General features: G+C 57.2%; 14 protein-coding genes. 10 read left to right on the forward strand and 4 right to left on the reverse strand.

Annotated features, from left to right (window positions below; translation table 11 throughout):
- Positions 1 to 33: 33 nt before the first annotated feature.
- Positions 34 to 1,464 (forward strand): PTS glucose transporter subunit IIBC, encoded by a 1,431-nt coding sequence (gene ptsG, locus BN1117_RS13040; RefSeq protein WP_040098022.1) that lies wholly within the window; start codon positions 34 to 36, stop codon positions 1,462 to 1,464.
- Positions 1,465 to 1,709: 245 nt separating this feature from the next.
- Here ptsG and BN1117_RS13045 read toward each other — a convergent pair whose 3' ends face one another.
- The 4 genes from BN1117_RS13045 to map form a co-directional block, all read right to left on the reverse strand.
- Complete coding sequence (locus BN1117_RS13045; RefSeq protein WP_033137943.1) at positions 1,710 to 2,093, reverse strand: DUF3461 family protein; 384 nt, start codon at positions 2,091 to 2,093, stop codon at positions 1,710 to 1,712.
- Positions 2,094 to 2,220: 127 nt separating this feature from the next.
- Complete coding sequence (gene dapD, locus BN1117_RS13050; RefSeq protein ID WP_005338581.1) at positions 2,221 to 3,048, reverse strand: 2,3,4,5-tetrahydropyridine-2,6-dicarboxylate N-succinyltransferase; 828 nt, start codon at positions 3,046 to 3,048, stop codon at positions 2,221 to 2,223.
- A gap of 174 nt (positions 3,049 to 3,222) precedes the next feature.
- Positions 3,223 to 5,859 carry a bifunctional uridylyltransferase/uridylyl-removing protein GlnD gene (glnD, locus tag BN1117_RS13055; protein WP_040098023.1) on the reverse strand — a complete coding sequence of 879 codons (2,637 nt, stop codon included), beginning with the start codon at positions 5,857 to 5,859 and terminating at the stop codon, positions 3,223 to 3,225.
- An 84-nt stretch (positions 5,860 to 5,943) separates the two neighbouring features.
- Positions 5,944 to 6,732, reverse strand: a complete 789-nt coding sequence (map, locus tag BN1117_RS13060) for a type I methionyl aminopeptidase (RefSeq protein WP_040098025.1) — start codon at positions 6,730 to 6,732, stop codon at positions 5,944 to 5,946.
- Between the two features lie 370 nt (positions 6,733 to 7,102).
- Here map and rpsB point away from each other — a divergent pair, with 370 nt between their 5' ends.
- From rpsB to bamA, 9 genes are all read left to right on the forward strand, one after another.
- Positions 7,103 to 7,831 carry a 30S ribosomal protein S2 gene (gene rpsB / locus BN1117_RS13065; RefSeq protein WP_005303470.1) on the forward strand — a complete coding sequence of 243 codons (729 nt, stop codon included), beginning with the start codon at positions 7,103 to 7,105 and terminating at the stop codon, positions 7,829 to 7,831.
- A 104-nt stretch (positions 7,832 to 7,935) separates the two neighbouring features.
- Positions 7,936 to 8,817, forward strand: coding sequence for a translation elongation factor Ts (gene tsf / locus BN1117_RS13070; protein WP_040098026.1), 882 nt, complete (start codon positions 7,936 to 7,938; stop codon positions 8,815 to 8,817).
- A 71-nt stretch (positions 8,818 to 8,888) separates the two neighbouring features.
- Positions 8,889 to 9,623 carry a UMP kinase gene (gene pyrH / locus BN1117_RS13075; protein WP_040098028.1) on the forward strand — a complete coding sequence of 245 codons (735 nt, stop codon included), beginning with the start codon at positions 8,889 to 8,891 and terminating at the stop codon, positions 9,621 to 9,623.
- 101 nt (positions 9,624 to 9,724) lie between these two features.
- Entirely contained in the window at positions 9,725 to 10,282 is a 558-nt protein-coding gene (gene frr / locus BN1117_RS13080; protein WP_040098030.1) for a ribosome recycling factor, read from the forward strand.
- A 72-nt stretch (positions 10,283 to 10,354) separates the two neighbouring features.
- Positions 10,355 to 11,131, forward strand: a complete 777-nt coding sequence (uppS, locus tag BN1117_RS13085; RefSeq protein ID WP_040098031.1) for a polyprenyl diphosphate synthase — start codon at positions 10,355 to 10,357, stop codon at positions 11,129 to 11,131.
- Between the two features lie 27 nt (positions 11,132 to 11,158).
- Complete coding sequence (locus tag BN1117_RS13090; RefSeq protein WP_040098033.1) at positions 11,159 to 12,016, forward strand: phosphatidate cytidylyltransferase; 858 nt, start codon at positions 11,159 to 11,161, stop codon at positions 12,014 to 12,016.
- A 70-nt stretch (positions 12,017 to 12,086) separates the two neighbouring features.
- Positions 12,087 to 13,283 (forward strand): 1-deoxy-D-xylulose-5-phosphate reductoisomerase, encoded by a 1,197-nt coding sequence (ispC, locus tag BN1117_RS13095; RefSeq protein WP_040098034.1) that lies wholly within the window; start codon positions 12,087 to 12,089, stop codon positions 13,281 to 13,283.
- A complete protein-coding gene (gene rseP / locus BN1117_RS13100) occupies positions 13,283 to 14,635 on the forward strand; it encodes a sigma E protease regulator RseP (protein WP_040098036.1) in 1,353 nt (450 codons plus the stop codon). The genes ispC and rseP overlap by 1 nt, the downstream gene beginning before the upstream one ends.
- A 34-nt stretch (positions 14,636 to 14,669) precedes the next feature.
- Entirely contained in the window at positions 14,670 to 17,186 is a 2,517-nt protein-coding gene (bamA, locus tag BN1117_RS13105) for an outer membrane protein assembly factor BamA (RefSeq protein WP_040098038.1), read from the forward strand.
- Positions 17,187 to 17,214 lie beyond the last annotated feature (28 nt).

The raw sequence follows: 17,214 nt of genomic DNA on the forward strand, positions 1-17,214 counted from the left end.
CAGGGAAGACAATCCATTCAGGAGCATACTCACATGATGAAAAATGCGTTTTCTAATCTGCAAAAGGTTGGTAAATCGCTGATGCTGCCAGTCTCCGTATTGCCAGTAGCAGGTATTCTGCTCGGCGTCGGTGCTGCAAACTTCAGCTGGTTGCCAGAGGTTGTTTCCCATCTGATGGAACAGGCCGGTGGCTCTGTATTTGGTCAGATGGCTCTGCTGTTTGCCGTGGGCGTGGCCCTTGGCTTCACCAACAACGATGGCGTATCCGGTCTGTCAGCCATCGTTGGCTACGGCATCATGGTTGCGACCCTGAAGGTGATGGCTCCCGTGATGGGGGTTGAGAACATCGAGACCGGCGTGCTGGGGGGGATCCTGGCCGGTGGTGTCGCTGCCTGGGCCTTCAACCGCTTCTACAAGATCCAGCTGCCTGAGTATCTGGGCTTCTTCGCCGGCAAACGTGCCGTGCCCATCATCACCGGTTTTGTCTCCATCGGTCTGGGTGTGATTCTGTCCGTGATTTGGCCGCCAGTGGGTGGCGCTATCGGCGCCTTCTCTGACTGGGCTGCCAACCAGAACCCGGTACTGGCTTTCGGTATCTACGGCGTGGTTGAGCGCTCCCTGATCCCGTTCGGTCTGCACCACATCTGGAACGTGCCGTTCTTCTATCAGGCTGGTACCTGCGTCAACAGTGCTGGTGAAACTGTTCACGGTATCATGACCTGCTTCCTGACTGCGAACGATGCTACTCGCGCTGCCGGTAACGGCTTCGGTCAGCTGGCCGGTGGCTACCTGTTCAAGATGTTCGGTCTGCCTGCTGCTGCGTTCGCCATTGCCCACGCTGCCAAGCCGGAAAACCGTGCCAAGATCGTCGGTATCATGGCTTCTGCTGCCCTGACCTCGTTCCTGACCGGTATCACCGAGCCTATCGAGTTCTCCTTCCTGTTTATCGCTCCGGTTCTGTACGCCATCCACGCGGTACTGGCTGGTCTGGCTTATGTGCTGACCAATATGCTGGGTGTAGTACACGGTCATACCTTCTCCAACGGCTTCATCGACTTCGTGGTGCAATCACCCCGTGCCGACAACATGCTGCTGCTGGTCGGTCTGGGTCTGGTTTACGCTGCCATCTACTACGTGGTATTCAGCTTCGTTATCCGTGCCATGAACCTGAAAACTCCGGGTCGTGAAGACGAGACAGCTGAAGAGAGCGTTGGCCAAGGCAAAGACGAAATGTCCGCTGCGCTGGTTGCCGCCTTCGGTGGTAAAGAGAACATCGCTTCTCTGGATGCCTGCATCACCCGCCTGCGTGTTGGGGTGAACGATGTGGCCAAGGTTGATCAGGCTGGTCTGAAGAAACTGGGCGCTGCCGGCGTGGTTGTCGCTGGTTCTGGTGTACAGGCCATCTTCGGTACCAAGTCCGATAACCTGAAAACCGATATGGACATCTGGATCAAGAACAACTAATCAGGTTGCTTAATCGCAGTGTTCAGCAAGAGGGAGGCGCAAGCCTCCCTCTTGCTATTTGTGGTAACTGATCGTGTGAGTCACTGTCGGTCGATCGCGGCAGGATTGGGGGGCGCAATGGCATAAGGTGCCGCGCTCACCTTATTGCATACCAGCGCCAGCTAACCCCATCACCAGATAACGTCAGCCGATCACTGCCAATAAAAAGAGCGCCGTTCGGGCGCTCTTGTGGCGAGTGGGGCTGATCAGAGTTTTTCCAGGTCCCGCTCGATTTCGCTGATCTTGTTCTGTACCACTTTTTCCAGATGGCGCAGGTCGCGCAGGATCTTCTGCTTGATATCCGGGTCGGCTTGCAGATGGACGCCCTGGGTCAGGTTGTCCAGCTCATCCACCACATACTTGAGGTTGGCGTTGATCTCGGTGACATCCTTGTACTCATGGGTCCCGGAGTCGACCAGCATGGTCTTGCGCTGGCGGGGATACTTGAATTTGACACTCTTGGCGAAGAACTCGCCCTTCTGCTTCTTGAAGTAGATCTTGAGGATGTCGTGGTTGGCCTCCTGGCGCAGGGTGTAGCTGTCGACGGAGGCGGGATCCTGGATCCCCAGGCTCTTCAGATTCTCGTACATCAGGCTTCCTCGGTTTGAAACGATCCTGTCCCATCCATCTTAACCGATGCCTCATGGCTTGCCTGTGACAGGGGCGCCAAAATCAAAAGGGCGCCATAAGGCGCCCTTAAAGTCATGGCAAAACTGCTTACTCGTCGATGGAGCGCAGCAGGGCGTTGATACCGACTTTGGCGCGAGTCTTGGCATCCACCTTCTTGACGATCACCGCCGCGTAGAGGCTGTACTTGCCGCACTTGGAGGGCAGGGAGCCGGAGACGACCACGGAGCCAGCCGGTACCCGGCCGTAGTGGATCTCGCCGGTTTCGCGGTCATAGATGCGGGTGGACTGGCCGATGAAGACGCCCATAGAGATGACGGAACCTTCCTCGACGATGACCCCTTCAACCACTTCGGAGCGGGCACCGATAAAGCAGTTGTCTTCGATGATGGTCGGGTTGGCCTGCAGCGGCTCCAGTACGCCGCCGATGCCGACGCCGCCGGAGAGGTGGACGTTTTTACCGATCTGGGCGCAAGAGCCGACAGTGGCCCAGGTATCGACCATGGTACCTTCGTCAACGAAGGCGCCGATGTTGACATAGGAGGGCATCAGCACGGTATTGGGGGCGATAAAGGAGCCTTTGCGGGCGGTCGCCGGCGGCACCACGCGCACACCCGCTTCCTTGAACTGCTCGGCGGTGTAGTTGGAGAACTTGAGGGGAACCTTGTCGTAGTACTGGGCATCGTCGCCCTTGATGATGCCGTTGTCGTTGATGCGGAAGTAGAGCAGTACCGCCTTCTTCAACCACTGATGGACGACCCACTCACCGGCGATCTTCTCGGCAACCCGCGCCTTGCCGGAGTCCAGCAGGTCGATGGCTTGCAGGATGGCGGACTTGGTGGCGCTATCCACGGAGCCCGGAGTAATGGTGTCGCGGCGCTCGAAGGCCGCTTCAATGATCTGTTGCAACTCGGTCATGACAGGTTTCCTTTAAAAAATTCTGTTTGTTGTATCACACTTTTCCGACTGTTTTTAAGGGGTTGACCGGAATTCTTCCGGCCAGCGGCCATTTCTTCATCCGGTGTGCGCCAAGCAGTTGTTTGACATGGCAAAAAATGCCCGCCAACCAGTCTCTTTCGAATCACTTTTTGTTTAATCCAGCACCGACTGCTGGGGGTTGAGCTGGTGCACCAGCCGCTCTTCCAGTTGCTGCTGCTGCTCGGCGGTCAATGGTTCTCCATCGAGGCTGGTCATGCTGAAAAAGTCCTCGACCCGCTCGCCGAAGGTGGCGATTTTGGCGGCGTGCAGCGACAGCCCGCACTGCTGGAAAACGGCACCGATCCGGGCCAGCAGGCCGGGGGTATCGAGGGCGGTCAGCTCCATCAGAGTGTGGCGGTTCTCTCCTTTATGAGGCAGGAAGACCACCCGGGTCGGCACGCTGAACTGGCGATGACGCCGTGACAGCGGCTTGCTGCGTAGCACCAGCTTGCCCGGCTCCTGCAGCGCCTTCTCCAGCGCCTTCTTGATGGTTGCGGTGCGGTTGGGGCTGATGGGTTCGCCGCTTGGCTCCAGCACCACGAAGGTATCGAGCACATAGTTGCTGCGCGAGTTCATGATCTGGGCGTCGTGAATGTTGAGGTTCTTCTGATCCAGCGCCGAGGCGACGGTAGCAAACAGATTCGGGGTATCGCGGCAATGGATAAACACCTCGCTGCCACCACGGGTCGGGTGTTTGCCGATGATCACCAGCGGCGCCGGATTGTCACCATGCTCGATGATGTGGCGGCAGTGCCAGGCGATCTGCTCCGGGCTGTGGCGCAGGAAGTAGTCGGCCTTGAAATCGGCCCAGAGCTGGTTGATTGCCTCTTCCGATACATCCCGTTGCGCCAGCAGTTGCTTGGCCTGACGCTGGTTTTCGCGAATGCGCAGCCGCATGTCGGGCGGGTTCTCCAGCCCCTGGCGCAGCGCCTTTTGGGTGGCGAAGTAGAGCTCCCGCAGCAGGGTGCCCTTCCAGTCGTTCCACAGGGTGTCGTTGGTGGCGCAGATATCGGCCACGGTAAGGCAGTAGAGCAGGTCGAGATGCTGCTCGTCGCGCACCTTCTGGGCAAAATCGGTGACCACGTCGGGATCGTAGATATCGCGGCGCTGGGCGGTGACCGACATCAGCAGATGGTGACGCACCAGCCAGGCGACCAGCCGGCTCTCGTAGCGATCCAGACCATGCAACTGGCAGAACTCCAGCGCATCGACGGCGCCGAGTTCCGAGTGATCGCCCCGTCGCCCCTTGGCGATGTCGTGGAACAGGGCGGCGATGCTGAGTAGCTCGGGCTTGCGCAGCCGGGTGAATACCTCGTGGCAGAGTGGGTGGTGCTGGCGGCTGGCCGGATTGGGGAACTGGTGAATGTTCTTGAGCAGCCTGTGGGTGTGCTCATCCACCGTGTAGGCGTGGAACATGTCGAACTGCATCTGGCCGACAATCAGGTTCCACTGGGGCAGATAGGCGGCGAGGATGCCGTACTTGTGCATCAGGGTGAGCGGCAGACCGATGCCGTTGGGGTGGCGCAACAGCGCCATAAAGAGGCGACGGCAGTCGGGCAAGTCCTCCAACCAGCAGTTGAGTTTGCGGCGTGCTTCGCGCAATTGACGCAGGGTGGCCGAGTGGATGCCCGCAATCTCGGGATGCTGGGCCATCTGATAGAAGAGGCGCAGGATGGCGGCCGGTTCACGGGTAAACAGCTGTGCATCCACCGCATCGATAAGACGGCCACGGAGTTGGAACTTATCGGAGAGGCGGCGCACATCCATGGCGCTGTTGCCGAGGATCGCCTCGTCAAACAGTTGTAGCAGCATCTCGTTGAGCTCGGCGACCCGCCGTACCGTCTGGTAGAAGCGCTTCATCATCTGTTCGATCGGTGCGTTGCCTTCTCCCTCGAAGCCCAGCATCTGGGCTACGGTACGCTGGCGATCGAACAGCAGGCGGTTATCCCCCTTGTTGATGGCCATATGCAGGGCAAAGCGCACCTTCCAGAGGAAGTTCTGGCAGTCGAGCAGCTCGCGGTACTCGGCGCGGTTGAGAAAGCCGTGGCTGGTCATCTCGAACAAAGTGGTCGCGCCGAAGTGGCGACGAGCGACCCAGGCCAGGGTCTGAATGTCGCGCAGGCCGCCCGGATTGCACTTGAGATCCGGCTCCAGCTTGTAGGCGGTGCCGAGAAACTGCTGGTGCCGCTGGGCCTGCTCCTGCCGTTTGGCACGAAAGAAGGCTTCGCTCGGCCAGAAGTGCTGGGGGCCGGTGGCCTCTTTAAGTTGCCGGAAGCCCTCCTGGCGGCCGGTGATGTAGCGCGCCTCGATCAGGTTGGTGGCCACCGTGATGTCGGCCTTGCCCTGCTCGATGCACTCCGCCACGTTGCGCACCGCCTGGCCCACCTCCAGCTTGAGATCCCACAGCAGGGTGATGAACTCGCCGATCCGCAGCCCCAGCACTTCATCCAGCTCATCGCCGTCATAGAGGATCAGCAGGTCGATATCGGAGTGGGGGTGCAGCTCGCCGCGGCCATAACCCCCCACCGCGATCAGGGTCAAATCGCTCTTGTCGAAGCCAAACTTCTGCCACAGCCGGCAGAGCAGCTGATCCATGTATTCGGAGCGGGTGGCAACCAGCTCGATGATGTTATCGCCGGCATCGAAACGGGCGTGCAGCCAGCCGAGAAAGCGGCTCAGGTACTCTTTGCAGTTGTCGCGAGTGAGCTGGTCATCGGGTAACAAATGGGGGGAAAGCAGGCTGGCGTCCATGGCATCTCACACACAAGTGGCAGGCATCTGACTGAAACAGGCAGTAAAAACCCCGGCGCTTTTCACAAGGGCCGGGGTTCGATGTTAGCTGTGTTTGATGAAGCGGTCGATAGTGTCATCGGGGCGCAGGGTAAGCACCTCGCAGCCATCCTCGGTCACCAGCAGGGTGTGCTCCCACTGGGCGGAGTCGCCGCCATCCTTGGTGGTTACAGTCCAGCCATCCTTCGGATTGACCTTGCAGTGATACTTCTTGCTGTTGACCATGGGCTCGATGGTGAAGCACATGCCTGCTTTCAGCTCCAGCTTGCCGCTGTTGCGGTAGTGGAGGATCTGCGGCTCTTCGTGGAACTCGGCACCGATGCCGTGACCGCAGTAGTCACGCACCACGGAGAAACCGGCTTGCTCGACGATGGGCTGAATAACGGCGCCAAGCTCGGTAATGCAGGCACCCGGACGCACCTTCTTGATGGCGGCGTAGAGGCTCTCTTGCGCAACCTTGCAGAGCTGGCGGCGCAGCGGGGTGGTTTCCCCCACGATGAACATGGCTGAGGTATCGCCGTGGTAGCCATCCTTGATGACGGTGATATCCAGGTTGATGATGTCGCCATCACGCAGCTTCTTGTGATTCGGGATACCGTGGCAGATCACATCGTTCACCGAGGTGCAGATGGATTTGGGGAAGCCGTGGTAGTTGAGCGGGGCCGGGATGGCCTGCTGCACGTCGACAATATAGTTGTGGCAGAGGGTGTTCAGTTCGTCAGTGGTGACGCCAGCTTTGACATGGGGCGCAATCATGACCAGCACATCGGCGGCCAATTGGCCGGCAACGCGCATCTTTTCAATCTCTTCCGGTGTCTTGATTTTAATGGACATGGGGTCTCTCTTGCGGCCTGCCGCTGGGTCTGCGAGGGCAGACAGGACAGGTAATGAAAAATAGATGCGTTTGCAATCAGGGCAAAATTTTATCCGCAACCCCAGCTCACTTCCAGTGTGATTGTCATCACAACGTCAAATCGGCGTCGCAGCATCCTCTGGCGGGATCCAGATTTACACCTGTTTAGGGTGTTGGTCGGTGGTGTCCTGAACAAAGTTATGGTATAAAGCGCGCCGGAATGGGGAACTTGCGTCCACCATTTCATCACCCTTAATCAATAACACACACACATCGACACATATACCGGGGTGCCTTAACGGGTCGGTTATATGGGATGTGTGGAGGCCTAACCCCATACAGAGGTATAAAATGGCTAAAGTTTCTATGCGCGACATGCTGCAAGCCGGCGTTCACTTCGGTCACCAGACTCGTTACTGGAACCCGAAAATGAAATCCTACATCTTCGGTGCTCGCAGCAAAGTTCACATCATCAACCTGGAAAAAACCGTTCCGATGTTTGACGATGCCATGAACTTCATCAGCTCCGTAGCTGCCAAGAAAGGCAAGGTACTGTTCGTTGGTACCAAGCGTGCCGCGTCTGAAGCCGTAAAAGAAGCCGCTGAGCGTTGCGACCAGTTCTATGTAAACCACCGCTGGCTGGGCGGTATGCTGACCAACTGGAAAACCGTTCGTCAGTCTATCAAGCGCCTGAAAGATCTGGAAACCCAGAGCCAAGACGGTACCTTCGACAAGCTGACCAAGAAAGAGGCGCTGATGCGTACTCGCGAAATGGAAAAGCTGGAGAAGAGCCTGGGTGGTATCAAGAACATGGGCGGCCTGCCTGACGTTCTGTTCGTTGTCGATGCCGACCACGAGCACATCGCTATCAAAGAAGCCAACAACCTGGGTATCCCGGTAGTTTCCATCGTTGATACCAACTCCAACCCGGACGGCGTTGATTACGTCATCCCGGGTAACGACGACGCTATCCGTGCCGTACAGCTGTACCTGAATGCTGCAGCTGACACCGTACTGGAAGCTCGCGCTCAGGACATCGTTGTTCAAGCTGAACAAGATGGCTTCGTTGAAGCTGAGTAATTGATAAGGACTGTAAAGCCCTTATTAACCAAGCTGATGTAATTGGTTAGCAGGGGCCCTTGTGGCCCCTGTTTCTTGTCAATTCAAGACCGAGGATACTGGACATGGCTAACGTTACTGCCGCCCTGGTAAAAGAACTGCGCGAGCGCACTGCCGCTGGCATGATGGATTGCAAAAAAGCACTGGAAGAAGCTGCTGGTGATATCGAGCTGGCAATTGAGAACATGCGCAAATCCGGTCAGGCCAAAGCCGCCAAGAAAGCGGGCCGTATCGCCGCTGAAGGCGTTATCTTTGCTCGCACCGAAGGCAACGTTGCCGTCATGATCGAGCTGAACAGCGAAACCGACTTCGTCGCCAAAGATGCCAGCTTCATGGCAATGGGCCAGAAGATCGCTGACATCGCTGCAGCCCAGAAAATTGCTGACGTTGACGCGCTGAAAGCCGCTGACTTCGGTAACGGCGAATCCGTCGAGCTGACCATCACCAACCTGATCGCCAAGATCGGTGAGAACATGAACCTGCGTCGCGTGATGCTGGTTGAAGGTGACAACCTGGGTACCTACGTTCACGGTTCCCGCATTGGTGTTATCACCAAGCTGACCGGTGGTTCTGCCGAGCTGGCCAAAGATCTGGCCATGCACGTTGCTGCCAACAGCCCGCAATTCGTCAAGCCTGAAGACGTGTCTGCTGAAGTCGTTGCCAAAGAGCGCGAAATCCAGATCGACATCGCCATCAACTCCGGCAAGCCGAAAGAGATCGCCGAGAAGATGGTTGAAGGCCGCATGAAGAAGTTCACCGGTGAGGTTTCCCTGACTGGTCAACCGTTCGTGAAAGATCCTTCCATGACCGTTGCCGAGCTGCTGAAGAAAGAAGGCGCTGACGTTGTCTCCTTCACCCGTTTCGAAGTGGGCGAAGGCATCGAGAAGCAAGAGACCGATTTCGCTGCTGAAGTTGCAGCCCAAATCGCGGCCGCTCAAAAGGCCTAATCGAACCGGTTTTTCCGTTTCCCCAGACCGCGACTTATGTCGCGGTCTTTATATGACCAGGAATCAGTGACATGAGTACCAATCCCAAACCTGCATACAGACGTGTTCTTCTGAAGTTGAGTGGTGAAGCCCTGCAAGGATCCGAGGGTTTCGGCATTGATCCGGCGGTGCTGGAGCGGATGGCCCAAGAGATCAAAGAACTGGTTGAGTTGGGTGTTCAGGTCGGTCTGGTCATCGGTGGCGGCAACCTGTTCCGTGGTGCCGGTCTTGCCAAAGCGGGTATGAACCGCGTGGTGGGTGACCACATGGGTATGCTGGCAACCGTGATGAACGGTCTGGCCATGCGTGATGCCCTGCATCGTGCTTATGTGAATGCCCGTCTGATGTCTGCCATCTCCCTGCAGGGCGTCTGCGACTCCTACAGCTGGGCCGAGGCAATCAGCCAGCTGCGTGCTGGCAAAGTCGTTATCTTCTCCGCCGGTACCGGCAACCCCTTCTTCACTACCGATTCTGCGGCCTGCCTGCGCGGGATCGAGATCGAAGCCGACGTGGTGCTCAAAGCCACCAAGGTTGACGGTGTATACAACGAGGATCCGGTCAAGAATCCGGATGCCGTGCTGTATCATGAACTGAGTTATGATGAAGTTCTTGAAAAAGAGCTCAAGGTGATGGATCTTGCTGCCTTTACCCTGGCACGTGACCATGATCTGCCGATCCGCGTGTTCAACATGAACAAACCGGGCGCTCTGCGCCGGGTCGTCATGGGTGAACCGGAAGGTACTCTGATCCACCACGCTGGTAAATAAGATAAAAGTGAGCCACCTGGCGCTCTTATCCTATCCATCACGTCAGTAAATAAGATAGACACGGGCCCTGTAGCGGCTCGTTCGCCAAAAGGAAAACCACTGTGATCAACGAGATTAAAAACGACGCCAAGGACCGTATGGGCAAGAGCGTAGAAGCGCTCAAGACCCAAATGTCCAAGATCCGTACCGGCCGTGCTCACCCGAGCCTGCTCGACGGCATCCAGGTTGAGTACTACGGTGCAGCTACTCCGCTGAAACAGTTGGCCAACGTCGTGGCAGAAGATGCGCGCACCCTCTCCATCTCCATTTTTGACCGCTCCATGATCCAGGCGGTAGAGAAGGCGATCCTGACCTCTGATCTGGGCCTGAATCCCTCCAGCAATGGTCAGACCCTGCGTGTGCCGCTGCCGCCGCTGACTGAAGAGCGCCGTCGCGATCTGACCAAGATCGTCCGTGCCGAAGCAGAAAACGCCCGTGTTGCCGTGCGTAACATCCGCCGTGATGCCAACGCGGACCTGAAAGCGCTGCTGAAGGACAAAGAGATCTCCGAGGATGACGACCGTCGTGCCCAGGAAGAGATCCAGAAGCTGACCGACTCCTACGTCAAGCTGGTCGATGAGGCCCTTGCCGCAAAGGAGAAGGAGCTAATGGAAATCTAACCCTCTGAAAGGTATATTACGAGCGCCGTGTAGTGCCCCTGCACGGCGCTTTTGTCTTTGTGGGAGAATTACATGTCGCTTTTGGCTGCGTTGGGTGATTGTGCCAACTCATCTTTACCCCGCCACGTCGCCATCATCATGGATGGTAACGGTCGCTGGGCCCAGAACCGGGGCAAGATCCGGGTCTATGGCCACAAGGCGGGCGTCAAGTCAGTGCGCGAGGCCGTTACCTTTGCTGCGCGTGCCAAGATCGAGGCATTGACCCTGTTTGCCTTCTCCAGCGAGAACTGGCGTCGCCCGGAAGGGGAGGTCAGTGCCTTGATGGAACTGTTCATCACTGTGTTGGGCCGTGAGGTGCAGAAGCTGCACAGCAACGGGATCCGGCTCAAGGTGATTGGCGATACTGCTCGCTTTAGTGAGCGGTTGCAGGCCAGAATCGCCAAGGCGGAGGCCTTGACCGCCACTAACAAGGGGCTGACCCTCAACATTGCGGCCAACTATGGCGGCCAGTGGGATATCGCCCAGGCTGCCCGCAAGCTGGCTAAAGCGGTCGCGGCCGGTGAACTGGCCGCTGACGACATTGATGAGTCCATGCTGACCCGCGAGGTGTGTATGGCCGATCTGCCGCCGGTGGACCTGTTGATCCGTACCGGTGGTGACCATCGCATCAGCAACTTTGTGTTATGGCAGCTCGCCTATGCCGAGCTCTATTTTACCCCGGTATTGTGGCCCGATTTCAACGAGGCCGAGTTCAGTGAGGCGGTCGCCTCTTTCGTGGCCCGCGAGCGTCGCTTCGGTTGCACGGGTGAACAGATACGGGAATTGATCGCCGAGCAGCAGACCGGCTAAACCCCGCTCCCAAGAGAGAGGTTTCTTTTGCTAAAACAACGAATTATTACTGCTTTGATGTTGATCCCCCTGGTGTTGGGGGCGCTCTTCTTTCTGCCATTGAAATTTTTTGCCCTGTTGGCAGCGCTGGTGTTTTTGTTGGCCAGTCGCGAATGGAGCGGGTTTGTCTCTGCTAGCCCGCAACAATGGTTGCCCATCGTCTTTTGTCTGTTACTCGGTGCCAGCCTCTTTTGGTTGCCGGTGGAGCAACTCTGGACGCCTAAGTTGCACCCCCTTGTGATGGGCGTGCTGTGGACTGCCGCGAGTTGGTGGCTGCTCGGATTGCTGTTGGTATTGCGTTACCCCCAGAGTGCCAAGCTATGGAAAGAGTCTATCTGGCTCAAATCCCTGTTTGGCCTGGTTACCCTGGTTCCCTTCTTCTGGTCGCTGGTCGCCATCCGTGGTTACAACTTTTACCATGACCCCATGATGGGGGCCTGGATCCTGTTGTTTGTGATGGGATTGGTCTGGGCGGCAGATTCTGGCGCCTATTTTTTCGGCAAGGCGTTCGGTAAGCACAAGCTGGCACCGGCTGTGAGTCCGGGCAAAACCATCGAAGGGATGTGTGGCGGCCTCTTTACCGCCAGCCTGCTGGCCATCGGTGTCACCTGGTCAATGGGATTTGTGCCTGCCAAGATGATCACCGTGCTGTTTTGTTCCCTGCTGGCGGTGCTTGCCTCTGTACTCGGTGATCTCACCGAGAGCATGTTCAAGCGCGAAGCGGGCATCAAGGACTCCGGCACCCTGCTGCCGGGTCATGGCGGTATTCTCGACCGGATCGACAGCCTGACCGCCGCCCTGCCGGTGTTTCTGCTCAGTTATCTGCTACTCAGTCAGGAGTTTTGATGCACAACCCACTGGTGATATCGAGGGCTTCCCATACCATCGCTCTGCTTATGATTAGTCGGGAGTTTTGATGCGCAAATCATTGGTTATTCTGGGGGCTTCCGGCTCTATTGGTCAGAGTACCTTGAAAGTGCTGCGCCACAACCCGGGCAGTTGGCAAGTGTTGGCGTTGACCGCGGCCCATAACGTGGATGCCATGTTGCGGGACTGCCTCGAGTTCTCCCCCCGTTTTGCCGTGATGGTCGATGAGGGTGCCGCCCGTGAACTGGCTGCCCGTCTGAAAGCGCACGGCAGTGCGACCCGGGTCATGTCTGGTGCTACTGCCCTGTGCGATGTGGCCGCTCACCCCGATGCCCATAGCGTGATGGCCGCCATCGTCGGTGCGGCCGGCCTGGCCCCGACCATGGCTGCGGTACGAGCCGGCAAGCGTATTTTGCTGGCAAACAAGGAGGCGCTGGTGATGTCCGGGGCTTTCTTCATGGAGGCCGTGCGCGAGCATGGTGCCGAGCTGCTGCCCATCGACAGCGAACACAATGCCATCTTCCAGTGTCTGCCGACCGCCGTGCAGCGCCAGCCCGGTTTTTGCGATCTGGCGGCGGCGGGGATCAGCAAGATTTTGCTGACCGGTTCCGGTGGCCCGTTCCGTTACACCGAGATCAGCGAGCTGGCCAAGGTGACACCGGCGCAGGCTATTGCCCATCCCAACTGGTCGATGGGGGCCAAGATTTCGGTCGACTCCGCCACCATGATCAACAAGGGGCTGGAGTATATCGAGGCGCGCTGGTTGTTCAATGCCGCACCCGAGCAGATCCAGGTGGTGATCCATCCCCAGTCGGTGATCCACTCTATGGTGCAGTACAAGGATGGCTCCGTGCTGGCCCAGCTTGGTAATCCTGATATGTGTACCCCCATAGCCCATGCTTTGGCTTATCCCAATCGCATCCCCTCCAGTGTGGAACCTTTGGATTTTTTCAGTGTCGGAGAGTTCAGCTTTATCCGCCCTGATTACGATCGCTATCCTTGTCTGGCGCTGGCCATTAATGCCTGCCAGAAGGGTCAAGCGGCGACCACTGCGCTCAATGCGGCCAATGAGGAGGCGGTTGCCGCTTTCCTGGCCGGGCGCATCGGCTTTATGGATATTGCCCGGATCAACGAGGCGGTGATGCTGGCGCTGGAGAGCAGCGTCGTTGGCTCTCTCGAAGACCTGTTTGCCCTGGATGGCGCGGCAAGAGCCCGTGCGCACACTTTGATTGAGGAGCTTGGCTAATGGGCGGTGTGTTGTGGAATATCGGTGCTTTTATTGTTGCGCTGGGCCTGCTGGTTGCGGTGCATGAGTTTGGCCACTTCTGGGTGGCCCGCCGTTGTGGTGTCAAGGTTGAGCGCTTCTCCATCGGTTTTGGCAAGGCGATCTGGCGCCGGATGGGCAAGGATGGTACCGAATATGTGCTGGCACTGATCCCCCTTGGTGGTTACGTCAAGATGCTCGATGGTCGGGTCGATGAACTCAAGCCGGGTGAAGAGCAGTATGCCTTCAACCACAAGAGTGTCTGGGCGCGAATGGCGATTGTCGCTGCGGGCCCTATGGCTAACTTCGTGTTTGCCCTGTTGGCCCTCTGGCTGATGTTTCTGATCGGGGTGCCGAGCGTCAAGCCGGTGATTGGCGAGGTCCGTCCGGCCTCCATCGTAGCTGAGGCGGGTGTGCTGCCCGGGATGGAGATTGTCGGAGTCGGCGATGCGCAGACTGGCGACTGGGAAAGTGTGACTTATGCCCTTATCCGCCATCTGGGGGATAAATCCGTCACTCTCAGGGTACAGTCCCCGAATACCAGCTATGCCATCGACAAAACCTTGCAGATCAGTGGCTGGAAATTTGATCCGGATACAGAGTCTCCCATTGGCAGTCTGGGGATTGTTCCCCTGAGTGGTAAAGTGCTGCCTGTCGTTGCCTCCGTCGTTGCCAAGAGTGCCAGTGAAAAGGCCGGTTTGCAGGTGGGTGATCGCGTCAAACAGGTGAATGGTGAGACCATCACCGAGTGGACCCAATTTGTTACCATGGTGCAGCAGGCACCTGGCGAACCATTGCAAGTGGTGGTTGAGCGCAATAACAGTGACCTTAACGTGACGCTGACCCCGGATGGTCGCAAGGTACAGGGTAAGCTGGTTGGATTCGTCGGTCTTTCACCGCAACTGGTTCCATTACCGGATGAATATCGAATTCTGTTACAGTATGGGCCTTTGCAAGCGCTGTGGCAGGGAGCCGACAAGACCTGGAGTCTGATCACGCTCACCTTTAACATGATCGGCAAGCTGATCGGTGGCATCGTCTCGCTGGACAACCTGAGCGGTCCCATCTCCATCGCCAAGGGGGCCGGTAACAGTGCCGACTATGGCCTGGTCTATTTTCTGAGTTTCCTGGCGCTGATCAGCGTCAACCTGGGCATCATCAATCTGTTTCCCTTGCCGGTGCTCGATGGTGGTCATCTGGTCTATTTCCTGATCGAAGCGATCAGGGGCAAGCCGGTGTCGGAGAAAATACAGGAAGTGGGTTTCAGGATCGGCGCAGCCATTCTGATGTTATTGATGGGTATTGCGCTGTTTAACGATTTCGCTCGCCTCTGAGGCCAGAGCATCAACAAGGACACATAAGAACAAAATGGCTGTTAAAAAAGCATTGGTGTTGAGTTGCCTGCTGGGTGCCAGTTTCCTGGCCCAGGCGGCCCCTGCCTCTTTTGTGGTGCAAGATATCCAGGTCGACGGTTTGCAGCGGGTGACCCTGGGGGCGGCGCTGTTGAACCTGCCGATCCGGGTTGGGGATACCGTCGATTCGGTTACCCTGGCCAACGCCATCAAGAAGCTCTACTCATCGGGTAACTTCGAGGATGTGAAGGTCTACCGCGATGGTCAGGTGCTGCAGGTGATGGTCAAGGAGCGTCCGACCATCTCCAGCATCGAGTTTGCCGGCAACAAGGATATCAAGGAGGAGCAACTGACCCAGAGTCTGGAGTCCTCCGGTATTCGGGTAGGTGATCCGCTGGATCGCACCGTACTCACCTCCCTCGAAAAAGGATTGGAAGATTTCTACTATGGCGTGGGTAAATACTCCGCCAAGGTCAAGGCTATCGTCACCCCGCTGCCGCGCAACCGGGTTGATCTCAAGTTTACCTTTGTCGAAGGTCAGGCCGCCAAGATCCAGCAGATCAACATCGTTGGTAACAGCGTATTCCCGGAAGAGAAGCTGATTGCCCAGCTCTCCCTGCGTGACGAAGTGCCCTGGTGGAACTTCACTGCCGATCAGCGCTATCAGAAGCAGAAGCTGGCGGGTGATATCGAAACCCTGCGCTCCTACTACATGGACCGCGGTTATATCCGCTTCCAGCAGGAGTCCACCCAGGTCTCCATGACACCTGACAAGAAGGGGGTCTACGTTACCCTCAACATCAAGGAAGGCGAGCAGTACAAGGTCTCTGGCGTTCAGCTCAAGGGCGACCTGATCGACCGTGGCGGCGAGATGAAGGGGCTGATTCCCATCGAGTCGGGCAGTGTCTACTCCGCCAGCAAGGTGACCCATACCGAAGAGGTGCTCTCCAAGTTCCTCGGCCGTTACGGTTATGCCTATCCGAAAGTGGTCACCTTCCCGCAGATCAACGACCAGACCAAGGAAGTGGAGCTGATCGTCAACGTTGAGCCTGGTCCCCGTGTCTATGTGCGCAACATCAACTTCAGCGGTAACGCCACCACCAAAGATCAGGTGCTGCGTCGCGAGATGCGCCAGATGGAAGGCACCTGGCTCTCCTCCGACAATATCGAACAGTCCAAGAGTCGTCTCAACCGCCTTGGCTACTTTGAGAGCGTTGAAGTGGACACCAAGCGGGTGCCGGGTAACGACGACCTGGTTGATCTGGACTTCAAGGTCAAGGAGCAGCCAGCGGGTTCCATTAACGCCGGGATCGGTTACGGTACCGAGTCGGGTCTGAGCCTGCAGGCAGGGATCTCTCAAGACAACTTTATGGGGTCCGGTAAACGGGTCTCCATCAACGCCAGCACCAACGACTACTCCAAGAACGTTGACCTGAGCTACAACGACCCCTACTTCACTGTGGATGGGGTGAGCCTGGGAGGTCGTGTTTATTACAACAACTTCAAGGCTAACAAGGCAGATATCGTCGATTACGAGAACGAGACCATCGGTTTCCGTCTCTCCAGCGGTTTCCCGGTCAACGAGCATAACCGGCTGGATTTCAGTACCGGTATCGAGAGCTCCAAGCTCAGTCGCCCGTCATTCAATGAGACAAAATTCAACGAGTGTATCGCTGACAACAACCCTTCTGAGAGCAACAGCTACTGTTATGACCTGTGGAATGATAATCGACAGTCAGTGCAGATGGACCAGTTCTGGGACCTCTATGCCAAAGGGGAAGATAGTGTCGAATTTGTGACCATTGATCTGACTGCTGGCTGGACCCGCTCCACCCTCAATAAAGGGATGTTCCCAACTGCCGGTGACCGCCAGCGGGTCAATGCCAAGGTGACCGTGCCGGGCATGGATCTGCAGTACTACAAGCTCTCTGCCGAGGATGCCCACTACTTCCCGCTCGATGCGGAGCACAGCTGGGTGGTGATCGGCAAGGGACGTGTCTCTTACGGTAACGGCTATGGCGACAGTAGCATGCTGCCGTTCTTCGAGAACTACTATGCCGGTGGTTTCGATACGGTACGTGGCTTCAAGAGCAATACCATTGGTCCCAAGGCTATTTACAAGCAGTACAAGAATAATGGCTCCAGTGCTCCGACTGAGACAGGTTACTACGAAGGTTCCGATACCTCGGTGGGCGGTAACGCCTTGGCGGTTGCCTCTTTCGAGCTGGTCTTCCCGACACCTTTTGTCTCAGAGACCTATCGTCCGCAGATCCGGACTACCGCGTTTGTTGATGCGGGAAGTGTCTGGAGCACCGATTTTGCCAATGGTAGTTACCCTTGTGCCGACGGTGCAGATTGTAACTACTTGAGCCAGGACTACTCGGATCCCGCCAATATCCGGGTCTCTGCCGGTATCTCCCTGCAGTGGCTCTCGCCGATGGGCCCGCTGGTGTTTGCCTTGGCACAACCAATCAAGAAATATGAAGGGGATCGCACCGAGTTCTTCTCCTTCAACATCGGTCGTACTTTCTAAGCAATCAAGGCCCCCACCCATGCGGTGG

Source organism: Aeromonas australiensis (assembly GCF_000819725.1).
In the GTDB taxonomy this organism is placed as follows: domain Bacteria; phylum Pseudomonadota; class Gammaproteobacteria; order Enterobacterales; family Aeromonadaceae; genus Aeromonas; species Aeromonas australiensis.